The following is a 22,375-nucleotide window of genomic DNA, read 5'->3' on the forward strand; positions in this document are numbered from 1 at the left end:
GGAGATCCCCTGATGAACCTTCCGACCCTGGCCACCGCGCGCGGCCAGCTGGACCGTCTCGCCCCCTGGCTGGCCCCGCTCGGCCTGCGCCTGCTGCTGGCCTTGGAATTCTTCGAATCCGGCCGCGAGAAGCTGCGCGGCCAGAACTGGTTCGCTGACCTGCAGGACGCCTTTCCATTCCCGTTCGACCAGTTGCCGGCCGCCCTGAACTGGCAACTGGCGACCTGGTTCGAACTGGTCGGGGCGGCCTGCCTGCTGTTTGGCTTCGGTACCCGTTTCGCCGCCGCCAGCCTGCTGGTACTGACCGTGGTGGCCACCTATGCGGTGCATTGGCCGATGGAGTGGAACTCGCTGGCCGAGCTGGCGATGGGCTATGCGATCAGCGACCAGGGCTTCGGCAACTTCAAGCTGCCGGTGCTGTTCATGGCCATGCTGCTGCCGCTGATCTTCACCGGTGCCGGCAAGCTGAGCGTGGACGCATGGTTGGCCCGATGGCAGCCATCCACCACCACGGCACCGCGCGCAGTCCGGTAGATGCCGACCTTGGCCGGCACGCGCCGTGCCAACCATGGTTGCCACCTACCGGCATCCTGAGCGCACGGTGCACCGGTGGGTGTCGACCTTGGTCGACACGCTCCTACGCAGCGAACCGGTGCATCACAGGCCAGCCAGGCGCTCGGGGGCGCTCTGCTAGAATTCACGCATGACTGACCCCACCCCCGCACCTGCCGCCGCTCCCGATTCCGCAGTCCCCCAGGCGCAGCGCGCGATGTCACAACGCTTCCGCGGCTTCCTGCCGGTGGTGGTGGATGTGGAAACCGGCGGCTTCGACAGCCAGCGCAATGCGCTGCTGGAAATCGCTGCGGTGCCGATCGAGATGGACGAGAACGGCCTGCTTTACCCCGGCCAGACCGCCAGTGCCCACGTGGTCCCGGCCGAAGGCCTGGAAATCGACCCGAAGTCGCTGGAAGTGACCGGCATCATCCTCGACCACCCGTTCCGGTTGGCCAAGGAAGAAAAGGCGGCGCTGGACCACATCTTCACTCCGGTGCGTGCGGCGATGAAGAAATACGGCTGCCAGCGCGCGATCCTGGTCGGCCACAACGCCCATTTCGACCTGGGCTTCGTCAACGCCGCAGTGGCGCGGACCGGCCACAAGCGCAACCCGTTCCATCCGTTCAGCGTGTTCGACACGGTCACCCTGGCCGGTATCGCGTACGGACAGACCGTGCTGGCGCGTGCGGCCACCGCCGCCGGGTTGGGTTGGGATGCGAATGAAGCGCACAGCGCGGTGTATGACACCGAGCAGACCGCGCGCCTGTTCTGCACGATCGCCAACGCCTGGCCGCGGTAAAGGCAGCCAACGGCGGAGCCCCTCGTGGCGGGAAGCGAATCATCGGTTGGGCCGGGCAAGGTGGGGTCGCGGGGGACGCCGTGAACCCGTCCCTGGGGGCTTAGCCGCGCCATCCATGGCGCGGATACCCCCGCGACCCCACCCTGCCCGGCCTTCGACAGGTTGCTGGCCGGCACGGAAAGATCAGAAAAGCGGAAGCAACAGCGGGTCGCTGCGCTCGTTGCGGGCTGCCGATCACCGCTTTGGTGGGTCACTTCTCTTGTGGATGCCGACCGTTGGTGCGGCAACACCCGTAGATCCACGCCATGCGTGGATGCGATCAACCGATGCTCGTGCGATCCCGGCCATCGCTCTTGGCGCGGTACAGCGCACGGTCGGCACGCTGGTACAGCAGCGCCGGGGTGCGGTCGTCGGCATCGAGCTCCACCAGGCCCGCGCTGAAGGTCACGCGCAGGCCTTCCACACCGGCCCAGTCGGGATGGTCGTGGAACAGCCCGCGCAGGCGTGCGCACAGCTGCGCGGCTTCCTCCAGTCGGGTGTCATTGAGCAGCAGCGCGAACTCTTCGCCGCCGGTGCGCGCCGGCAGGTCGGAGTCGCGGCAGGCCGCCGCGATCAACGTCGCCACCTGCACCAGCACCGCATCACCGGTGCTGTGGCTGTGGCGGTCGTTGACGTCCTTGAAGTGGTCGATATCCAGCACCACCAGGCACAACGGGTGACCACTGCGCTGCGAACGCGCGAAGTCGCGGGCCAGGGTTTCATCAAAGGCGCGGCGGTTGGCCAGGCCGGTCAGGGCGTCTTCGCGGGCCTGGCGCTCGAACGCCTCGGCCTGGCGAGCCAGGCGCTCGGCCAGTTCGGTCTTTTCCTGGTTCAGCGCCTGCAGGTGCACGGTCTTGGCCTGCAGGTCGAAGGTCGCTTCGTCCACCCGCCGCGCCAGGCGCAGGTTGCTGGCCTTCAGCTGCTGCAGCAGCAGGCGGTACAGCACCACCAGCCCGGCCAGCAGCAACAGTCCACCCAGCACCTGCACGCTGCGTCGCTGCCACCAGAACGGCTCCACGGTGAAGCTCCATACGGCTTCCTGCTGGCCCCAGCTGCCACCCGGATGGGCAGCGGCCACGTGCAGGGTGTAGTCGCCCGGAGGCAGGCCGACGAACTCGACGCTGCGCTGCGGCCCACGCTCCACCCAGCCAGCATCGAGGCCATCCAGCCGCGTGCGGTAGCGGATCCGGTCGGACATCAGGTAGCTCAGGCCGACATAGCTCACCGCCAGCCGGCGGCCACCGGGAATGGAGTTGCGATCCGGCCCCTCCCAATGCACCGGCGCACCATCCACCTGCACGCTCTCGATCGCGGCCGGCGGTGATGGCCGCTCGCGGAAGCGCTGCAGCCGCTGCGGGTCGACCGTGCTCAGGCCACCGGCGGTGACCACCCAGAACGTGCCGTCCTGGCGCAGGATCGCCGATGGGCTTGAGCTGCCGTTGGCCTGTGCATTGGCCATGCCGTCGATCTCGTTGTAGCGCTCCACCTCTACCCGTGGCGTGCGGCCATCGGCCACTGCATTGAGGGTCGCCATGTCCGTGCGCAGCACACCACGGTTGCTGCTGATCCACACGTTGCCGAGGCGGTCCGGCACCAGCTGGAACACCGCATCCACCGGCATGCCCTGCTCCAGGCCGACCCGCGCCAGCGCACCGTTGCGCCAGCGGTACAGGCCGCGATCGCTGCTGATCCACATCGCATCGCCCAGCTGGTGGAAACCGAACACGCTGCGGCCTCCCCCCAGCGGGGCCAGGTCGATCGACTGCACATGGTCGCCGCGCAGTACGCGGATGCCCTCGATGGTGCCGATCCACAGGTTGCCCTGGTGATCGTGCTCAAGCGCGGTGATCAGGCCGCTGGGCATGCCCGCAACGCTTGATACCTGCACGCGGTCGCCGTCGATGCGGACCACGCCCTTCTGGGTGCCGGCCCAGACCACACCCTGCGGGTCCACGCTGATCGCGCGGATGTTGCCGCCCGGCATGCCATCGGCGGCGGCATAGTTGTGCCGCAGCCGGCCATCGGGGCCAAGACGGTAGACGCCATCACCGAACGTTCCGACCCACAGGTCACCGTCCGGGCCCTGCGCCAGGCTGAGCACCGAAGGTGCCTTGCCGCCGCGGTTGTGCAGCGGCATCGCGCGGAAGCGGCCATCAGCAGTCTGCAGGTCGAGGCCGCTGGCACTGCCGACCCACAGCTGGCGTTCGCGGTCCTCGAACACGGTGCGCACATAGTCGCCACTGAGGCCATCGCGCTCGGTGTAGCTGCTGAACAGTGTTTCGCGCAGGCGGTACAGGCCACCGTTGGCACCCACCCAGATGCTGCCCTCGGCATCCTCGCGCAGGCTGACCACGCGCCCACCCGGCAGGTTCAGGCCCGCCGGCAGGCGCTCCAGGCCATGCGCGGAGATGCGCAGCAGGCCCTGGTTCTCGGTGCCCAGCCACAGGTCACCATGCCGGTCCTGCAGCATCGAGGTCATGTGCAGCTGGCCCGGCAGGCGGTGCACCAGCACCAGCTGGTCGTCCTCCACCCGGTACAGGCGCTCGCCGGCGACGATCCACAGTGCGCCATCCGGCGCCCGGTACGGCCACGACAGGCCACTGCCGGCGCCCAGCCCCCATGCGGCGGGCGCGCGCTTGAGTACCCCATCGTTGTCGCGCAGCACCAGCCCATCGAGCGTGCCGACCCAGACCCGGTCCTGTGCATCGACCACCAGCTTGGTGAAGCTCATCGCCATCGGCAGGTCCGCCGCCGGTGCCTGGTAGACGATGCCGGTGTCCGGCGTCAGATAGCCAACGCCCTTGCCTTCGAACAGCAGCCACAGCCGGCCCTGGCTGTCCATCTGCATGGACTGGATCAGCACCTGCGGTGTACCGGCCTGGTGCTCCCATACCCGCCACTGGCCGTCGCTGCCGCGATGGCTGACATTGCCGCGCGAATCGCTGATCCACAGCCCGCCTTGGCGGTCGACGAACAGTGCGCCGATGCCGTTGTCGCGCAGGCCCGGGCGCGTGCTGCGGTCGAACACGGTGAAATCCAGGCCGTTGTAGCGCACCAGCCCTTCCCAGGTGGCGAACCACAGATGGCCCTCCGGCGTCTGCGCGATGTCGCGCAGCGAGTTGTGCGGCAGCCCGTTGCGCGAGGTCCATACATCGATGGCGTAATCGCGCAGCGGCGGCGCACCATCCTGTGCCGCCAGCGGCAGCGCAAGGGCCAGCAGCAGCCACAGCAGGCCCTGCCGCAGCGCCCGCCTGAATCCTGATGTGCGGCGCTCCACCCAGCGCCCCTCGTCCCCCTGCCCGCCCATCACCGCAACGGCGGCGGCCAGGTGCGGCTGCAAGGCGCGGCAGCATGCGGGAACTGCCAGGCAGCGCGGAACGGCATGCCGGCGGGAACGGGCTGGCTCATCGGGGGGAGACTGGGGAGATGCGCAGATGATAGGCCAAACCCCGGCCCCGGCGTCACCGTGCGCAGCCCTCCGGCTCAGCCGGCGCGGCCGGGCGCCACCACCTGGGCACTGGCCGGCCACTGCACCACCGCCTCCAGCCCACCTTCGGCCCGGTTGCGCAGCCACAGCCGGGCTCCGTCCTTCTCGGCCAGAGCGCGGGCAATGGTCAGGCCAAGGCCCGCCCCGCCGGTCTCGCGCGAACGCGAGGTTTCCACCCGCACGAAGGGATCGAACACCGCCTCCAGCTGCTCCTCGGCCAGGCCCGGCCCGTCATCGGCCACCACCACGGTGATCGCACCGCCGCTGCGCTCGACCCGTACCCGCGCCCGCTGCGCATACATCACCGCGTTGTCCACCAGGTTCGAGAACAGCCGATGCATGGCCAGCGGCCGCAGCATCAGCACCGAACCACTGCCGCCTTCGAAGACCACATCGGCGCCGCCTTCGGCGGTGTCCTCGACAATGCTCTCCAGCAGCGAATCGAGGTCGAGTGCGGCGCGCTGCTCGGCACTTTCGGCACTGCGGGCCAGTTCCAGGCCCTCGCGCACCAGCGCCTGCATCGCCGCCAGGTCGCCGATCAGGCGCTCGCGCAGGGCCTCGTCGCTGACATTCTCCAGGCGCAGGCGCAGCCGGGTCAGTGGCGTCTGCAGGTCATGGGTGATCGCCGCCAGCATCTGCGTGCGTTCGGCCAAGTGCCGCTGCAGGCGGTGCTGCATGGCATTGAACGCTTCGGCGGCGCGCTGCACTTCGCGCGGGCCGCGCAACGGCAACGGGTCGCGCTGCAGATCATCGCCGAGGTCTTCGGCGGCGGCGGCCAGCTCCTGCAGCGGCGCGCTGGCCATGCGTGCAACGATGTAGGCCAGCACCGCGATGGCCAGCACCAGCAGGGTCAGGAACCACGGGTCCACGGCGAGGATGCCGTTGTGCGCCACCGCTGGCGAGTCCAGCGCCAGCTTCAGCAGCGTGCCGTCGTTGAGGGTCACGTCCACCGCGCGGCATTTGGGCGGGATGAACGCCGGGTCGCGTTCGCGCGGCGGCCGCCGGTGGCCCGGTGGCGGAGGCGGCAACAGGTCCTGCAGCTTGGGAATGCAGGAACGGAACGAAGCGAAATGCACATGCGCGCGCGACACCGGCCCGGGGCGGTCTTCCAGCACTTCCATCAACGCCGTATCGGCCCGCCCGAGGCGGGCGCCGGGTTGCAGTGCGCGGACGCTCGGCCCACCGATCGCCAGCAGGCGCTCGCGCAGCTCCGGATTGCCATCCAGCAGGTTGACGTAGCCCTGCAGGCGGTCGGCAATGCGGTTCAGGTTCTGCCGCTCGAACTCCTGCTGGCGCTTGGAGGTGGCCAGCATGGTCGCGCCGATCGCAGCCACCGCCATGCCCAGCAGCAGGATCACGAACAACCGCCCGACCATCGAGGACAGGAAATGGCGCAGGCGCTTCATCGCGGCTTATTCCAGGTTCACCGAGGAGGCCAGCACGTAGCCTTCGTTGCGCACGGTCTTGATCAGTCCGTCCGGACCACCGTCGTCGCCCAGCTTGTTGCGCAGGCGGCTGACCTGCAGATCGATGGCGCGGTCCTGCGCCTCGTAGTTGCGGCCGCTGCTGAGCGCGACCAGCTGCTCGCGCGACAGCACCTTGTTGGCGTGGGCGATGAACACCCGCAGCAGGCGGAATTCGGCGCCGGACAGCACCACCACGCGGTCGTCCGGATCGACCAGGTGGCGATGCTCCAGGTCGAACACCCAGCGCGAGAAGCGCGCACGGCGCACCGCCAGCGGCTCCAGGTTGGCCGGCAGCGCCTCGGTCCGGCGCAGCACGTTGCGGATGCGCGCCAGCAGCTCGCGCGGTTCGAACGGCTTGGCCAGGTAGTCGTCGGCACCCATTTCCAGGCCCAGCACGCGGTCGATCGGCTCGGCACGTGCGGTCAGCATGATCACCGGCGTGTTCGAGCGCGCGCGCAGGTCGCGGCACAGGGTCAGGCCATCCTCGCGCGGCAGGTTGAGGTCGAGCACGATCAGGTCCACGTGCTCACGGTCCAGCAGCTGGCGCATGGCGGTGCCATCGGCGGCCGTGCTCACCTGGTAGCCGGCACGGCCGAGCTGTTCGGCCAGCAGGGTGCGGATGTCGTTGTCGTCGTCGACGATCAGCAGTCGATGCATCGGGTTTTCAGTCTCCATGTCGCGATCATCCCGTGTCGGCAGCTGAACCGCATCCGGGGCAATGCGTACCAGTGTATCCACCCACGGGCGGGATACCTGTGGTTACGCGTATTCACCGACAGTGTTACATACAGACATGCCCCGAGGATTGAGCCGTCCATCGCCCGGTCTTCACAATGCCCACCAACGCCGCCCGTGCGGCCCCCAGAGTGAAGCCACGACGTGACGTTCCGCCTGCTGCCCGCGACCCGCCGGGGTCGCCTGATACTGATCGGCCTGCTTGCCCTTGCCGTCGCCGTTGCCGCCTGGTGGCTGCTGCGCAAGCCCGCCGCCCCCGCGGTGGCGACCACCCCGGTCAGCCGCGGCGACATCGAGCAGACGGTGGAGGCCACCGGCGTGATCGACGCCTACAAGCTGGTCAGCGTCGGTGCGCAGGCCTCGGGCCAGATCAAATCGCTGAAGGTGCAGCTGGGCGACACCGTGAAGGAAGGCGATCTGATCGCCGAGATCGACGCCACCACCCAGCAGAACCAGGTGCTCAACGCGCAGGCCTCGCTGGACCAGGTCACTGCCCAGCGCGCCGTGCAGCAGGCTACCCTGCGCCAGGCCGAACTGGAATTCGCACGCCAGCAGCAGATGCTGGCCGCCGAGGCCACCTCGCGCCAGGAATACGATGCCGCCGAAGCGCAGCTGAAGACCGCCCGTGCCCAGCTGCAGTCCTACGAGGCACAGATCAAGGGCCGCGAAACCGAACTGGGCACCGCCCGCGCCAACCTGGCCTACACCCGCATCACCGCGCCGATGGACGGCACCGTGGTGGCGGTGGTGGCCGAGGAAGGCCGCACGGTGAATGCCAACCAGACCGCACCGACCATCGTCATGCTGGCGCGGCTGGACGTGGTCACGGTCAATGCCGAGATTTCCGAGGCCGACGTGGTCAAGATCAAGGCCGGCATGCCGGTGTACTTCACCACGCTGGGTGATCCGGACCGCAAGTACCACGCCACGCTTCGCCAGATCAATCCGGCGCCGGCCTCGATCGCCAACGAGAGTTCGTCCAGCTCGAGCAGCTCGTCCAGCTCCAGTTCCAGCAGCGCGGTCTACTACAACGCGCTGTTCGACGTGGAGAACCCGGATGGCACGCTGCGCATCGACATGACCGCGCAGGTGTCGGTGCTGCTCAAGCAGGCCAAGGGCGTGCTGATGGTGCCGGCGGTGGCACTGGGGCCGAAGCGCCGTGGCGACGAGCGCATGGTGCGGGTGCTGGATGACAACGGCCAGCCGCAGCCGCGCAAGGTCACCGTGGGCATCAACAACGGCGCTTCGGCCGAGATCCTGTCCGGTTTGCAGGAAGGCGAGCGCGTGGTGGTGGGCGAAGCCGGTGCGGCCGGTGCCAATGCCGGCGGCGGCAACCGCGGCGGCATGCAGATGCGGGTCGGCGGCCCGGGCATGGGACGCCGATGAGCACGGCGGCGCCTCTGCTGCGCCTGCGCGACCTTCGACGCGAGTTCCCGGCCGGCGACGATGTGATCGCCGTCCTGCGCGACGTCAATCTCGACATCCATGCGGGTGAGATGGTGGCCATCGTCGGCCAGTCCGGTTCGGGAAAGTCGACGCTGATGAACATCCTCGGCTGCCTCGACCGCCCCACCCGCGGCAGCTACCAGGTGGCCGGCCGCGAAACCGGGAAGATGGAACCGGACGAGCTGGCCGAACTGCGACGCGAGCATTTCGGCTTCATCTTCCAGCGCTACCACCTGCTGGGCGACCTCGATGCACGCGGCAACGTGGAGGTGCCGGCAGTGTATGCCGGCAGCCCGGGCGCAGTGCGCAACGCCCGCGCCGAGCAGCTGCTGCAGCGGCTGGGTCTGGGCGACCGCATGCACCACAAGCCCGGCCAGCTGTCCGGCGGCCAGCAGCAGCGCGTGTCGATCGCGCGTGCGCTGATGAACGGTGGCGAGGTGATCCTGGCCGACGAACCAACCGGCGCGCTCGACACGAAGTCCGGCGAGGAGGTGATGGCGATCCTCGGTGAACTGCACGCCGAAGGCCACACCATCATCATCGTCACCCACGACATGAGCGTGGCCGAACACGCGCAGCGCATCATCGAGATCCGCGACGGCGAGATCATCGCCGACCGCGCCAACCTGAACGCACCGACCTACCGTGCGCAGCGCGAGGCCAGCACCGGCGTTGCCCGCGGCAACAGCTGGCGGGCGGCGCGCGACCGCTTCACCGAAGCGTTCCGCATGGCGCTGCTGGCGATGAACGCACATCGGCTGCGTACCTTCCTGACCATGCTCGGCATCATCATCGGCATCGCCTCGGTGGTCTCGGTGGTGGCGTTGGGCAACGGCTCGCAGCAACAGATCCTGCAGAACATCAGCGCGCTCGGCACCAACACCATCGATGTCTACCCCGGCCGCGGCTTCGGCGATATGCGCTCGGCGCGGGTGCAGACGCTGAAGGCCAGCGATGCCGATGCACTGGCAAGGCAGAGCTACGTGGACAGCGCCACCCCCAGCGTGTCGACCTCGGTCACCGCGCGTTACCGCAACCAGTCCTCCACCGCCCAGGTCAGCGGCGTCGGCGAGCAGTTCTTCCGGGTCAAGGGCGTGACCCTGCTCAGTGGCAGCTTCTTCGACAGCGATGCAGTGAAGGGCCTGGGCCAGGTGGCGGTGATCGATGAGAACACCCAGACCCAGTTCTTCCCCGATGTCGATCCGGTCGGCCAGGTGATCCTGCTCGGCAACGTGCCGGCACGCGTGGTCGGCGTGGCCAAGCGCCAGAGTTTCGGCTTCGGCGGCAGCACCAGCCTCAGCGTGTGGGTGCCCTACACCACGGTGATGTCGCGCATGCTCGGCCAGAGCCACGTGTCCAGCATCACCGTGCGCGTGGACGACGCCACGCCGATGGATGCCGCGCAGGAAGCGATCACCCGCCTGCTGACCCTGCGCCATGGCACCGAGGACTTCTTCCTCAGCAACAGCGCCGAGATCCGGCAGACCATCGAGCAGACCACGCGCACGATGACGCTGCTGATCGGCGCCATCGCCGCCATCGCGCTGCTGGTGGGCGGCATCGGCGTGATGAACATCATGCTGGTGTCGGTGACCGAGCGCACCCGCGAGATCGGCGTGCGCATGGCCGTGGGTGCACGGCAGAGTGATATCCGCCAGCAGTTCCTGATCGAAGCGGTGCTGGTGTGCCTGCTCGGCGGCGTGCTCGGCATCGGCCTGGCCCTGCTGCTGGGCTCGATGATCGGCCGCTTCGCCAGCGACTTCCAGGTGCTGTTCTCCACCGCCTCGATCGTCGCCGCGTTCGCCTGCTCGACCCTGATCGGGGTGGCGTTCGGCTTCCTGCCCGCGCGCAACGCCGCGCAGCTCGATCCGGTGGAGGCCCTGGCCCGCGAATGAAGATGATGATGATCCGACTGCCCTTCCCTGCATCCCCGCGCCAGCTGCTGGCGGGCGCCGTTCTGCTCGCCCTGTCCGGCTGTGCATCGGTCGGCCGCTATCCCGTGCACGCCCCCGACGTGGCGGCCCGCTACGGGCGTGGCGATGCCACCCTCAACGCACCGGCCGACGACCCGCGCAGCAGCCTGGATACCCCGGGTCGCGACATCCGCCAGGACACCTGGTGGACCGGCTTCGGCGATGAACGCCTGGACCGGCTGGTGGCACAGGCGCTGGCTGCCAACAGCGACCTGGCTGCCGCCGGCCTGGCCGTGCAGCGTTCACGCCTGCAGGCCGGCCTGGCCGGCAACGCGCTGTGGCCGCAGCCGTCGTCGTCCGGTGTCAGCGGCAGCGCCAGCCGCGCCACCGACCAGGCCGACGACTGGCGCCGCAGCTATTCCACCGGCGTCTCGCTGGGCTGGGAAGTGGACCTGTGGGGGCGCCTGCGCGCGCAGCGTGACATCGCCCGCTGGGAAGCCCAGGCCAGCGAGGAAGACCGGCAGAACACGGCCCTGCTGGTGATCAGCGACACCATCACCCAATACTGGAACCTGGCCTACCTCAACCAGTCCATCGCCACCGGCCAGGCCAACCTGGAGCGGCTGGAGCGCACCCGGGAACTGGTGCAGGCCCGCTTCGACGCCGGTGCGGTATCGCGCCTGGAAGTCCGCCAGGCACTGCAGAACCTGCAGTCGCAGCGGTCCTCGCAGAGCGCGCTGGAACAGCAACGGGTGGAAGTGCGCAATGCGCTGACCGTGCTGCTGGACGGCACGCCCTGGCCCCAGCAGGACGAACCGCAGGACCTGCTGGGCGCACGCAGCCCCTTCATTGCCGAAGGCCTGCCGGCCGACCTGCTCGGCCGCCGCCCCGACCTGCGCGCGGCCGAACTGCGCCTGCGCAACAGCCTGAAGACCATCAAGGTCACTGCAACCCAGTACTACCCGGCACTGAGCCTGACCGGCAGCCTCGGTTCCAGCGCGACCTCGCTGGGCGATGTGCTGCGCAACCCGGTGGCCACGCTGGGCGCCGGCCTGTCACTGCCCTTCCTCAACCTGCAGCGCGCGCAGCTGGACACCGACATCGCCGGCACCGCCTACCAGATCGCCGCCAGCAACTTCCGCAAGACGCTGTACACCGCGCTCTCGGAAGTGGACAACGCGCTGTCGGCACGCGAGCAGCTGGCGCGCCAGGTGGCGGCCTCGCAGGCCTCGTACGACGAAGCGGTGGAAGTGGAGCGCGCGCAGGAAGTGCGCTACCGCGTGGGTGCGACCGACCTGCGCACGTGGCTGGAGGCACAGCAGACCCGGCGCGATGCCGAACTGTCGCTGGCGCGCGTGCGCCAGGGCCAGCTGAACAACGACGTGACCCTGTTCAAAGCGCTGGGCGGCAGCGCGGGGTAAGGCTTTGGGAGCGCCAACCAAGGTTTGCGGCCCCGATTACATGGCGCTGCCGATCAACCGCGCTGGCGCACGGCCTCGAACAGGCTGACGCCGGCGGCGACGGAGACGTTCAGGCTCTCGATCTCGCCCGGCATCGGGATCTTGACCAGGCCATCGCAGTTCTCGCGGGTCAGGCGGCGCAGGCCATCGGCTTCGCCGCCCAGCACCAGGGCGATGTTGCCCTTCAGGTCCAGCTGGTACAGCGACGCGGTGGCTTCGCCGGCCAGGCCGTAGATCCACACACCCTGCTTCTGCAGGTCCTTCAGGCAGCGCGACAGGTTGGTCACCGCCACCACCGGGATGAGATCGGCAGCACCGGCCGAGGTCTTGCGCACGGTGGCATTCACCGTAGCCGACTTGTCCTTCGGGATGATCACCGCGGTCGCACCGGCGGCAGCGGCCGAACGCAGGCAGGCGCCGAGGTTGTGCGGATCCTGCACTTCATCCAGCACCAGCAGCAGGGCCTTGCCCTCCGCCGCTGCGACCAGGCCTTCCAGTTCGTTCTCGCTGTAGGTGCGGGCGGCGGCATAGCGCGCGGCCACGCCCTGGTGGCGCACCGAACCGCCAACACCGTCCAGCGCCTGGCTGTTCACCTTGCGCACGTCGATGCCCTTGCGGCGGGCGTTTTCTTCGATCTCGGTCAGGCGCGGGTTCTTCGCACCGGCCTCGACCAGCACTTCGCGGACGTTCTCGGCGTCGTTCTCGATGGAGGAGGCGACGGCGTTGACGCCGACAATCCACTGGCTGTTCTTGCTCATGCGGGCGGGGACCGGAAAGGGGGTGGCTATGGTAGAGCATCGGCGCCGACCGCGCTGCGCGCTCGCCGGGCCGTGCCCGGCGCACCCGCCGCTCAGCCTTCGGCGGAGCGGCTGCGCGGCGGCCAGTGCGGAGTGTCGTGGTCGGGGTGCTGGTGGGACACGATCGTGGCCAGGAATTCCAGCGCCGCGACGTCTTCCTCGGTGCGCCGTTCCGGCAGGCTCGACAGGCTGTCCACAAACGGCACCTTGCGCTCCACACCGTACTGGATCGTCGGCGGCAGGCGTTCGGGTTCGTCGAAGGCGCCAGCGGCCACCGCCACGCCATCCGGCGCCTCGTAGGTCAGGGGGGTGCCGCAGTCGGCGCAGAAGCCACGCCGCACCACGTTGGACGACTGGAAATAACGCGGCTGGCCGCGGGTCCAGCTGAACTGCACGCCGCGCACCGACACCAGCGGTGCGTAATAGGCACCAAACGCCTTCTGGCACATCCGGCAATGGCAGATGGAACTGTGGGTCAGCTCGCCGCGCACCTGGAAGCGGATCGCACCGCACTGGCAGCCGCCGCTGAATTCGGGTTGGCCCTGCATGGTGCGTTCCTCCGAAACGTCGTGCCAACCCACGGTTGGCACCTACCGGGTGAAGTGGGTGCCGACCGTGGGTCGGCACGCCTTTCAATACTGCTTCTTGGTCCGCTTGGCCGGCTTGCCACGCTCAGGCAGCGCGGGCAGACCGTCGCCCTCGTCTTCGCCCTTGTGTTCGACCAGGCGGAAGTCGATCTTGCGTTCTTCCATGCTGGCCTTCAGCACCAGGATGCGCACGCGGTCGCCCAACCGATAACTGCTGCCGCGGCGTTCACCGGTCAGCGTCTTGCGGGTGGCGTCGAACTTGTAATAGTCCTGCGGCAGCTGGGTCACATGGACCAACCCCTGCACCTTCGACTCATCCAGCTCCACGAACAGGCCAAAGCTGGTGACGCCGCTGATCACACCGTCGAACTGGCCGCCCACGTGCTTTTCCATCCATGCCGCGCGGTAACGCTCGTCGACTTCGCGCTCGGCCTCATCAGCACGACGTTCGCGCTCGGAACACTGCAGCGCCAGGGCCGCCATTTCGCGCGCGTTGTAGGTGAACTTGTCCAGCGGCTTGCCGGACAACGCGTACTTGATCGCGCGGTGCACCAGCAGGTCGGGATAGCGGCGGATCGGCGAGGTGAAGTGCGCGTACGCCTCCAGCGCCAGACCGAAGTGGCCGTGATTCTCCGGGCTGTAGATGGCCAGGCTCTGGCTGCGCAGCAGCACCGATTCCAGCAGCGTTGCATCGGGACGATCGCGGATCTTCTTCAGCAGCTTGGTGTAATCGCCCGGGCGCACCTTCGACCACGGCGGCAGGCTCAGCTTGAACTCCTTGAGGAATTCCAGCAGGTCGGCGTACTTGGTTTCCGGCGGCTTCTCGTGGATGCGGTACGGGGCCGGCACGTGGCGCGACAGCAGGTACCTGGCCGCCTCCACATTGGCCGCGATCATGCACTCCTCGATCAGCTTGTGCGCGTCGTTGCGCACCAGCATGCCGGCCTGGGTGACTTCACCACGGTTGTCCAGCACGAAGCGCACTTCACTGCTTTCGAACTCGATGGCGCCACGCTTGGCACGTGCCTTGGACAGCACCTTGTACAACTGGTGCAGGCGCTGCACCTGCGGCAGCAGGTCGCCCATCCAGGCCTTGGTATCGGCATCGTCCTCGCCCACCGCCTTCCACACCTGGGTGTAGGTCAGGCGCGCATGCGAATTCATCACCGCCTCGTAGAAGCGCGAATGCGTGACCAGGCCATCGCGATCGATCTGCATGTCGCACACGAAGCACATGCGGTCGACCTTCGGCATCAGCGAGCAGATGCCATTGGACAGGGTCTCCGGCAACATCGGCACCACGAAGCCCGGGAAGTACACCGAGGTGGCGCGCTTCTGCGCCTCTTCATCCAGCGGCGTACCGGGGCGGACGTAGTTGGACACGTCGGCGATGGCCACCACCAGGCGGAAACCCTCGGCATTCGGTTCGCAATACACCGCGTCGTCGAAGTCCTTGGCATCTTCGCCGTCGATGGTGACCAGCGGCGTGCTGCGCAGGTCGACGCGGTCGCCGATCATGGCCGGCTCGACCACCAGCGGCACCGAAGCCGCTTCGTCCAGCACCTCCTGCGGGAACTCGAACGGCAGTTCGTGGCCGTGGATGGCGGTCTCCACCACCAGCGACGCGGTCAGCTTGTCGCCGAGCACGGCGATGATGCGGCCGATCGGCGGACGGCGGCTGTCCGGCGCCTGGGTCAGTTCGCAGACCACCAGCTGGCCGTCGCGTGCACCACCGGTCTGGTCCGGCGGCACCTGCACGTTGCGCTGCACCCGCTTGTCGTCGGGCACCACATAGTTGATGCCCATCTCGATGCTGAAGCGGCCGATCAGGCGGGTCATGCCGCGTTCGAGCACGCGGGCGATGCTGCCTTCGCGACGGCCACGGTGATCGATCCCGGTCACGCGGGCCAGCACCTTGTCGCCGTGCATCACCTTGCGCATCTCATACGGTGGCAGGAACAGGTCGTCGCCGCCTTCGACCGGGCGCAGGAAGCCGAACCCTTCGGGGTTGGCGATCACCACGCCGGTGACCAGGTTCAACGTCTGGATCGGAGCGAAACCACCCCGGCGGTTCTGCACCAGCTGGCCATCGCGGACCATGGCGCCGAGCCGGCGCGACAGCGCTTCAGCCCGGTCTGGTGCGGTCAGGCCCAGGCGCGCGCCCAGTTCCTCGGCGGTCTGCGGCCCTTCGCAGCGCTCCAGCAGGGCCAGGATGGCCTCACGGCTGGCGATGGGTTGTTCGTATTTCTCGGCTTCGCGTGCGGCATAGGGATCGTCGATCACCTTGCCGGTCGGCGGCAGCTTGCGGCCCGGAGCAGGCCCCGGCGCATCCATATTGCGGGCCTTGCGGCCACGCGGCGCGGCGCCGCCTTCATTCAATTCGGGGAACCAGCCCGGCAAAGGCTTGCCTGGCTTGGGGGTGCGGGCCGCGCCCGTCTTGGCGCCTTTCTTCGGGCCCTGGCTGCGGGACGTGCTCCCGCCCTTGCTTGGTTTTTTGGTAGTCATCGCCCTACATGGTAGCCGCTGACGGCGTGCAGAACGGGTCAGCGGCCGTCTTGAAGGTCCTGCGTGAAAAATATTCAGGAAATCGTTGACAGCCTGCGGGTTCATCTTCACAATTGCGCCTCTGGAACGCCCAGGTGGCGGAATTGGTAGACGCACTAGTTTCAGGTACTAGCGGGTAAAACCGTGGAGGTTCGAGTCCTCTCCTGGGCACCATCGGAAAAACTCCTCGCTTCGGCGGGGATTTTTTTTGCCTGAGATCCCACAGCGGGGTCGGATCCCTTTCCACAGGAAAGGGCTCTGACGCCAAGCGAGTGGGTTGGGGTCAGAGCCCGTTCCGCACGCGAAACGGGATCCGACCCCGGATCCAGAAAAGGTGTTGACACCCCCGTCACGGCACCCCATAATCTCGCTCCTCGACGCCCAGGTGGCGGAATTGGTAGACGCACTAGTTTCAGGTACTAGCGGGTAAAACCGTGGAGGTTCGAGTCCTCTCCTGGGCACCACGTCGAGAATGAGAAAAACCCGCGAAAGCGGGTTTTTTCATGCCTGGAATGCGGCATCAGAACAGCGGCCGCAGCACCAGCTCCAGGCCAAGCAGCAGCAGGAACCCCAGGAAGCAGGCGCGGAACACGCGCGCACTGATGCGCTGCCGGATCACCTGGCCCAGCCACATGCCCAGCAGCGCCGGCAGCACCGCCAATGCACTCAGCCCCAGCTGCTGGATGCCGAACGCGCCGTGCAGCACCAGGCCGGTGGTCAGCGAAATCGTCGACACGGTGAACGCCAGCCCGAGCGCCTGTACCAGCTCCTCGCGCTGCAACCCCAGCGACTGCAGGTACGGCACCGCCGGCATCACGAACACCCCCGTCGCACCCGTCACCACACCGGACAGCGCACCCACCAGCGGCCCCAGCCAACGCTCGCGCCGCTGCGGTACGCGGAACACCGGCGCGAGCAGCGCATACGCCGCGTAGACCACCAGCGCCACGCCCAACGCCACGCGCGACCAGGTGCGATCGACCCGCACCAGCAGCGCCGCCGACCCCAGCGTCACCACCACCACGGCCAGCATCATCGGCCACAGGCGCCGCACGATGTGGCCCAGTGACGGCCCGGACAGCAGCTGCCACGCATTGGTGACGAAGGTCGGGATGAACAGCATCGATGCCGCCGCCACCGGTGACAGTGCGCCACCCAGCAGGCCCATCGCCACGGTCGGCAGCCCCATCCCTGTCACACCCTTGACCACGCCGGCCAGCACGAACACCACCACCAACAGCACATGGAAGTACATCGATTCATTCATGCCTTCATTGGATCGGGCCGTCACCCGGCGCACAATGCGGTCTTCCCGGCCGAGCCTTCGGCTGACCCGAAGGCGCCGGATCAGCAATGAGGCACGACATGCGGATGGACATCGCCGACCTGCGCCTGTTCCTGGCAATCGCCGAAGCCGGCAGCATCACCGCCGGCGCGGCACAGGCAAACCTGGCATTGGGTTCAGCCAGCGAACGCCTGCGCACGATCGAAGCCGATGCTGGCACCCCGCTGTTGAACCGGCACCCACGCGGCGTCAGCCTGACCGAGGCCGGCGCCGCCCTCGCCCATCATGCACGGCTGATCCTGCAGCAGCAGGCACAGCTGCGCGGCGAACTGCAGGCGTTCGCGCAGGGCGCGCGCGGCACCCTGCACCTGTATGCCAACACGGCCGCGCTGACCAACTACCTGCCCGCGCGGCTCGCACCGTGGCTGGCCGAACGCCCGCGCCTGCATGTCGAACTGATCGAGCGCACCAGCCCCGAAGTCGTACGCGCGATCAGTGCCAGCCAGGCAGAGGCCGGCATCATCAGCGATGCGGTCGACGCCGCCGGCCTGCAGCAGCACGTGGTCGCCGAAGACCCGCTGGTGTTGCTGCTGCCGGCCGATCACCGCCTCGCATCGCGGCGCAGCGTGACCTTTGCCGAGGTTGCCGGCGAGACCTTCGTTGCCCTGGCCGATGGCAATGCTCTGCAGACCTACATCGAGGACCAGGCGCGCGACATCGGGCGACGCCTGGATGTGCGCATCCGCATGAAGACCTTCGAAGGCGTGTGCATCATGGTCGGCCACGGCATCGGCGTCGGCATCGTGCCGCGGACCATCGCCCGGCAGCATCGGCGCAGCTCGCATGCAGTTGGCATGGCGCTCTCCGATGCGTGGGCACAACGTCGCCTGTGTGCGTGTTTTGCCGAGTGGACGCAGCTGTCACCGGCGATGCGCAGCCTGCTGCATCACCTCGGTGTGCAGCCGCAGAAAAAAGTGTGAAATGTTGTTGACACATCTTCTGTCGCTCCCCATAATTCACCTCCTGAGTCGCCCAGGTGGCGGAATTGGTAGACGCACTAGTTTCAGGTACTAGCGGGTAAAACCGTGGAGGTTCGAGTCCTCTCCTGGGCACCACGACTCAAGATGATCAAACCCGCGAAAGCGGGTTTTTTCGTTTCCGGGGCCTGCCATTCAACGCGATGGCGACGCTCATCCACGCATGGCGTGGATCTACCGAATTGCACAACGCTCCAAACAGAAACCCCGCCTTCCGGCGGGGTTTCTGCATTCCAGTAGCAACTGTCTTGTCAGGGGCTGCCGAGGGCCACCTCGGCGTCCCGTTTGCGGGCATTGAGGATCACCAGCATTTTGCGCATGACCGCCACCAGTGCCACCTTGCTCGCTTTGCCCTTGGCCTTCAGGCCAGCGTAAAACGCACGCAGCCGTGGCTCGTACCGGATGGCTGTCAGCGCCGCCATGTAGAGGGCTTCACGTACCACCGCGCGCCCACCACTGATGCGCCGTTGGCCCTGCCAGGTGCCACTTTCGCGGTTCATTGGGGCCAACCCCACCAGCGACGCTATGGCTTTGCTTCCCAGGCGACCCAGTTCGGGCAGCTCGCAGGCCAGTGTGCTGATCAGGATGGGGCCGACGCCTTTGAGAGAGCCGATGTCCTTCCAGCCAGGCTGTCCTTCAAGCTGCTCGGCAATGGCTTTATCCAACTGCTTCAGGTCGTCAGACAGCTGCGCTATATGGCGTTGCTTTATTGCAATCAGGTCCGGATCAGCCAAGCGCCGCAGGCGCTGCATCTCACTGACCCGCATCTGCACCAGATGCCTGCGGCATTGCCCAAATTCAGCCAGTCGCTGTTGCCAGGGTGCAGGCGGTACGTAGCGGGTCAGCGGCAACAGATGGGCCATCTGCGCCAGTACCGTGGCATCGAGCCGATCGGTTTTAGCGGCCCGGCCCGTGCCTTGCGCAAATCGCCGCGCACGCGCCGGATTGATGCGCACCACGGGAAGGCCAGCAGCGTACAGTGCATCCAAAGCAGCACGCTCGTAACCCCCGCTCGCCTCAAGAACGACCTGCTTGATCGCCCACTTCTTCAGCCATCGGATCAAGCGCAGAAAGCCGCGCTTGTCGTTGCTGAATTGACGAAACTGCTCTTCATGAACAGCCACATCCAGGGTGGCTTTGCTCACATCGATCCCGATCCCAAACATGGCAGATCTCCGCTAGGCTGACAGGGTCGAGAGCCCCCCCCCCGCTTGCCCAGTCTTATCAGTTCGAGCGCCAACTCAACCAACTGTTCGGGCGGTTCAGGGAGAATCCGGCGTGGGGACCCAAGCTACTTCTCGGTCGCAAGACCTGGATCCACACGGTCGCCCACGCCGGGCTCTCGGCACCCAAGGTGCCAGATCGGCAAGAGATAAGATCCACGCCATGCGTGGATGCATCTGGCGGGAACGCCGCCGGGCATGGCCCGGCGCTACCCAGTGGCAGATCGATCAGTGCCCGCCACCAGCGGCGGCACCTGCCCCCGCGCCGAACGGCGGCTTGGCCAGCCACAGGAACGCAATGATCGCCAGGAAGATCCAGCCCAGCAGGAAGAAGATGTCGTTGAAGCCCATCTGCGATGCCTGATGGTTGATCATGTTGTTCAGTACCGCCGCGCCATGTTGCAGGTCACCCTGCCCCATCGCCGTCACCTGCTCCTGCATGCCCGGCTGATAGGCCGAAATGTGCTCGGTCAGGTCGGCATGGTGCACCTGGGTGCGCCGCGCCCACAGCCAGGTTGTCAGCGACGCCGCGAAACTGCCGCCCAGCGTTCGCAGGAACGTGGCCAGGCCGGAGCCTGCCGCGATTTCGCGACCGTCCAGGTCCGACAGCAGGATCTGCAGCACCGGCATGAAGAACAGCGCGACGCCGATGCCCATGATCAGCTGCACGCCGGCCACGTGCATGTAGTCCACCTGCAGGTTGAAGTTCGACCGCAGGAAGCTGGTCATGGAGAGCACAATGAACGCGACCGTGGCCAGCATGCGCATGTCGAAGCGCGATGCGTACTTGCCCACGAACGGCGTCATGATCACCGGCAGGATGCCGATCGGCGCGGTCGCCAGGCCTGCCCAGATCGCGGTATAGCCCATGTCCCGTTGCAACCACTGCGGGATCAGCAGGGCCACGCTGAAGAATGCCGCGTAGGCCACCACCATCGCCAGCGTACCGGCGCGGAAGTTGCGATGGCGGAACAGCTTCAGGTCGACGATCGGATCCTTGTCGGTCAGTTCCCAGATCAGGAACACCGTCAGCGTCACCACTGCCACGCAGGCCAGCACGACGATCTTCATCGACGAGAACCAGTCCTCGTCATTTCCCAGATCGAGCACCAGCTGCAGCGCGCCGACACCGATCACCAGGGTGACCAGGCCGACGTAGTCCATCTTCGGCTTCTCGATCTGCTCCGGGCGACCCTTCAGCTGGTTGCCCACCACCAGCGCGGCGAAGATGCCCAGCGGCACGTTGATCAGGAAGATCCATTCCCAGCTGTAGTTGTCGGTGATCCAGCCACCGAGGATCGGGCCGCAGATCGGCGCAACCACCGTGATCATCGCCAGCAGCGCCAATGCCTGCCCGCGTTTCTCGCGCGGATAGATCGAGACCAGCAGCGACTGCGTGATCGGGTACATCGGGCCGGCCACGAAACCCTGCAGCGCACGCGACACCACCAGCATGCCCATGCTCTGCGCCAGGCCGCACAGCAGCGAGGTGATGACGAAGGCCAGCGTGGCCCACACAAACAGCTTGCGTTCGCCGAAGCGGCGGCTGAGCCAGCCGGTCAGCGGCAGCGCGATGGCCGTGCTGACCGCGAAGGAAGTGATGACCCAGGTTGCCTGCTGCGAACTGGCACCGAGATTACCGGCGATGGTCGGCAGCGAGACGTTGGCGATGGTGGTGTCGAGCACCTGCATGAAAGACGCCATCGCCAGGCCAACGGTGCACAGGGCGACGCTGGGCGGCAGGAACCCGGAGGCCGCAGCCGGCGCCGCCGGTGCGCCCGGAGCGCCGGGCGCGGCTGGAGCTTGTGCGGACATGGCGACCTCAGCCCACCTTCGCCTGCTGCGGCAGGTTGCCCTGGATGATCGTGTGGATCACCTCGTCGGCATCATGCAGCTGCTTGGCATACACGTCGGTGTCGAACACCGTGCCCTTGGCCGGGGTGCTCGGCAGCACTTCGCCCTTCTGGTCGCGCAGGCTCACTTCGGCCTTCATCGACAGGCCGATGCGCAGCGGGTGCTCGGCCAGCTGCTTGGCATCGATGGCGATGCGGACCGGCACGCGCTGCACGATCTTGATCCAGTTGCCGCTGGCGTTCTGCGCCGGCAGCAGCGAGAACGCCGAGCCGGTGCCCAGGCCCAGGCTCTGGATGCGGCCCTTGTACTTCACGTCACCGGCGTACAGGTCCGACTTCAGCTCCACTTCCTGGCCCAGGCGCATGTGGCGCAACTGGGTTTCCTTGAAGTTGGCCTCGACCCACATCTGCTCGGTCGGCACCACGGCCATCAGCGCATTGCCCGGCTGCACGCGCTGGCCGACCTGCACCGAACGACGGGCGACGTAGCCGGTGACCGGCGCGACGATGCCGGCGCGGGCGTTGTTGAGGAATGCCTGGCGCAGCTGCGCGGCAGCGGCCTGCACGTCCGGCTGGGTGGCGATCACGGTGTCGTCGACCAGCGCGCGGTTGCGCTCGACGGTCTCGCGCGAACCGGCCACGGCCGCTTCGGCGGCAGCCAGCTCGTCACGGGCGTGGGCCAGTTCTTCGTTGGAGATGGCGCCGGTGGCGGCCAGGTCCTTGCGACGGGCGAAATCTTCGCGCACGCGCTTCAGGGTCACCTGGCGGGCGTTCAAGTCCGCCTGCGCGCCCTCCACGCTGCGGTACAGGCCACGGGTCTGGCGCACGGTCTTGGCGAGGTTGGCTTCGGCCTGCTGCAGCGCCACCGACGTGTCGGACGGGTCCAGCTGCACCAGCAGCTGGCCACGCTCCACGCGCATGCCGTCATCGGCGTTGATGGCGACCACGGTACCGGCCACCAGCGGGGTGATCTGCACCTGGTTGCCCTGCACGTAGGCGTCGTCGGTCTCTTCGAACCAACGGCCGAACATGAAGTACCACAACGCCAGTGCGGCAAGCAGCAGCACGACGATCACGAACAGGCCGCGCAGCAGGTTGCCGCGGCGGTTGGGGGCGGCCGGGGCCGCAGTGTCTTGGGTCTGGCTCATG

15 protein-coding genes, 3 tRNA genes and 1 pseudogene are annotated in these 22,375 nt (G+C 67.5%); 9 read left to right on the plus strand and 10 right to left on the minus strand.

Translation table 11 applies throughout. From position 1 onward, the window contains the following. Nucleotides 1-12: 12 nt before the first annotated feature. Together V3B30_RS06605 and rnt are read left to right on the plus strand one after the other, a co-directional pair. Nucleotides 13-534 carry a DoxX family protein gene (locus V3B30_RS06605; RefSeq protein WP_262084487.1) on the plus strand — a complete coding sequence of 174 codons (522 nt, stop codon included), beginning with the start codon at nt 13-15 and terminating at the stop codon, nt 532-534. Nucleotides 535-769: 235 nt separating this feature from the next. Then, complete coding sequence (gene rnt, locus V3B30_RS06610; protein WP_005408782.1) at nt 770-1,354, plus strand: ribonuclease T; 585 nt, start codon at nt 770-772, stop codon at nt 1,352-1,354. Between the two features lie 319 nt (nt 1,355-1,673). Here the strand turns inward: rnt and V3B30_RS06615 are convergent, their stop codons facing one another. The 3 genes from V3B30_RS06615 to V3B30_RS06625 form a co-directional block, all read right to left on the minus strand. Then, the gene (locus V3B30_RS06615) at nt 1,674-4,700 is read right to left on the minus strand and encodes a ligand-binding sensor domain-containing diguanylate cyclase (protein WP_262084674.1); all 3,027 of its coding nucleotides are present in this window, start codon (nt 4,698-4,700) and stop codon (nt 1,674-1,676) included. 176 nt (nt 4,701-4,876) lie between these two features. After that, nucleotides 4,877-6,286, minus strand: a complete 1,410-nt coding sequence (locus tag V3B30_RS06620) for an ATP-binding protein (RefSeq protein WP_049446197.1) — start codon at nt 6,284-6,286, stop codon at nt 4,877-4,879. Nucleotides 6,287-6,292: 6 nt separating this feature from the next. Next, complete coding sequence (locus V3B30_RS06625) at nt 6,293-7,021, minus strand: response regulator (RefSeq protein WP_057498358.1); 729 nt, start codon at nt 7,019-7,021, stop codon at nt 6,293-6,295. A gap of 204 nt (nt 7,022-7,225) precedes the next feature. Between V3B30_RS06625 and V3B30_RS06630 the strand changes: the two genes are divergently transcribed. The 3 genes from V3B30_RS06630 to V3B30_RS06640 are packed head-to-tail and all read left to right on the plus strand — an operon-like array spanning nt 7,226 to nt 11,861. Further along, nucleotides 7,226-8,467 carry an efflux RND transporter periplasmic adaptor subunit gene (locus V3B30_RS06630; protein WP_262084488.1) on the plus strand — a complete coding sequence of 414 codons (1,242 nt, stop codon included), beginning with the start codon at nt 7,226-7,228 and terminating at the stop codon, nt 8,465-8,467. Continuing rightward, the gene (locus tag V3B30_RS06635) at nt 8,464-10,422 is read left to right on the plus strand and encodes a MacB family efflux pump subunit (RefSeq protein ID WP_262084489.1); all 1,959 of its coding nucleotides are present in this window, start codon (nt 8,464-8,466) and stop codon (nt 10,420-10,422) included. Before V3B30_RS06630 ends, V3B30_RS06635 begins: the two co-directional genes overlap by 4 nt. Further along, complete coding sequence (locus tag V3B30_RS06640) at nt 10,419-11,861, plus strand: TolC family protein (protein ID WP_262084490.1); 1,443 nt, start codon at nt 10,419-10,421, stop codon at nt 11,859-11,861. Before V3B30_RS06635 ends, V3B30_RS06640 begins: the two co-directional genes overlap by 4 nt. 53 nt (nt 11,862-11,914) lie before the next feature. Here the strand turns inward: V3B30_RS06640 and rlmB are convergent, their stop codons facing one another. The 3 genes and pseudogenes from rlmB to rnr all read right to left on the minus strand — a co-directional run. Then, nucleotides 11,915-12,658, minus strand: a complete 744-nt coding sequence (gene rlmB, locus V3B30_RS06645; RefSeq protein ID WP_100471781.1) for a 23S rRNA (guanosine(2251)-2'-O)-methyltransferase RlmB — start codon at nt 12,656-12,658, stop codon at nt 11,915-11,917. Between the two features lie 92 nt (nt 12,659-12,750). After that, nucleotides 12,751-13,245, minus strand: a complete 495-nt coding sequence (locus V3B30_RS06650; protein ID WP_262084491.1) for a GFA family protein — start codon at nt 13,243-13,245, stop codon at nt 12,751-12,753. A gap of 84 nt (nt 13,246-13,329) precedes the next feature. Next, nucleotides 13,330-15,558, minus strand: a pseudogene (rnr, locus tag V3B30_RS06655) (ribonuclease R); the annotation flags it as partial. A 359-nt stretch (nt 15,559-15,917) separates the two neighbouring features. On the opposite strand from rnr, the gene V3B30_RS06660 reads away from it, so the two are divergent. Continuing rightward, nucleotides 15,918-16,002: transfer RNA gene (locus V3B30_RS06660), tRNA-Leu, on the plus strand. 205 nt (nt 16,003-16,207) lie between these two features. After that, a tRNA-Leu gene (locus tag V3B30_RS06665) sits at nt 16,208-16,292 on the plus strand. Between the two features lie 56 nt (nt 16,293-16,348). Here V3B30_RS06665 and V3B30_RS06670 read toward each other — a convergent pair. Beyond that, entirely contained in the window at nt 16,349-17,095 is a 747-nt protein-coding gene (locus tag V3B30_RS06670; RefSeq protein ID WP_262084492.1) for a sulfite exporter TauE/SafE family protein, read from the minus strand. A gap of 98 nt (nt 17,096-17,193) precedes the next feature. On the opposite strand from V3B30_RS06670, the gene V3B30_RS06675 reads away from it, so the two are divergent. Then, nucleotides 17,194-18,093, plus strand: a complete 900-nt coding sequence (locus tag V3B30_RS06675; protein WP_262084676.1) for a LysR family transcriptional regulator — start codon at nt 17,194-17,196, stop codon at nt 18,091-18,093. A 50-nt stretch (nt 18,094-18,143) separates the two neighbouring features. Beyond that, nucleotides 18,144-18,228 (plus strand) — tRNA-Leu (locus tag V3B30_RS06680). Between the two features lie 173 nt (nt 18,229-18,401). On the opposite strand, the gene V3B30_RS06685 is transcribed toward V3B30_RS06680, so the two are convergent. From V3B30_RS06685 to emrA, 3 genes are all read right to left on the minus strand, one after another. Then, entirely contained in the window at nt 18,402-19,316 is a 915-nt protein-coding gene (locus tag V3B30_RS06685; protein ID WP_100473616.1) for an IS110 family transposase, read from the minus strand. Nucleotides 19,317-19,601: 285 nt separating this feature from the next. After that, nucleotides 19,602-21,188 (minus strand): multidrug efflux MFS transporter permease subunit EmrB, encoded by a 1,587-nt coding sequence (gene emrB, locus V3B30_RS06690; RefSeq protein ID WP_100471776.1) that lies wholly within the window; start codon nt 21,186-21,188, stop codon nt 19,602-19,604. A gap of 7 nt (nt 21,189-21,195) precedes the next feature. Further along, nucleotides 21,196-22,374 carry a multidrug efflux MFS transporter periplasmic adaptor subunit EmrA gene (gene emrA / locus V3B30_RS06695; protein ID WP_099551083.1) on the minus strand — a complete coding sequence of 393 codons (1,179 nt, stop codon included), beginning with the start codon at nt 22,372-22,374 and terminating at the stop codon, nt 21,196-21,198. Nucleotide 22,375 lies beyond the last annotated feature (1 nt).

It is taken from the genome of Stenotrophomonas sp. SMYL41, assembly GCF_036319965.1.
GTDB classification, from domain to species: domain Bacteria; phylum Pseudomonadota; class Gammaproteobacteria; order Xanthomonadales; family Xanthomonadaceae; genus Stenotrophomonas; species Stenotrophomonas maltophilia_R.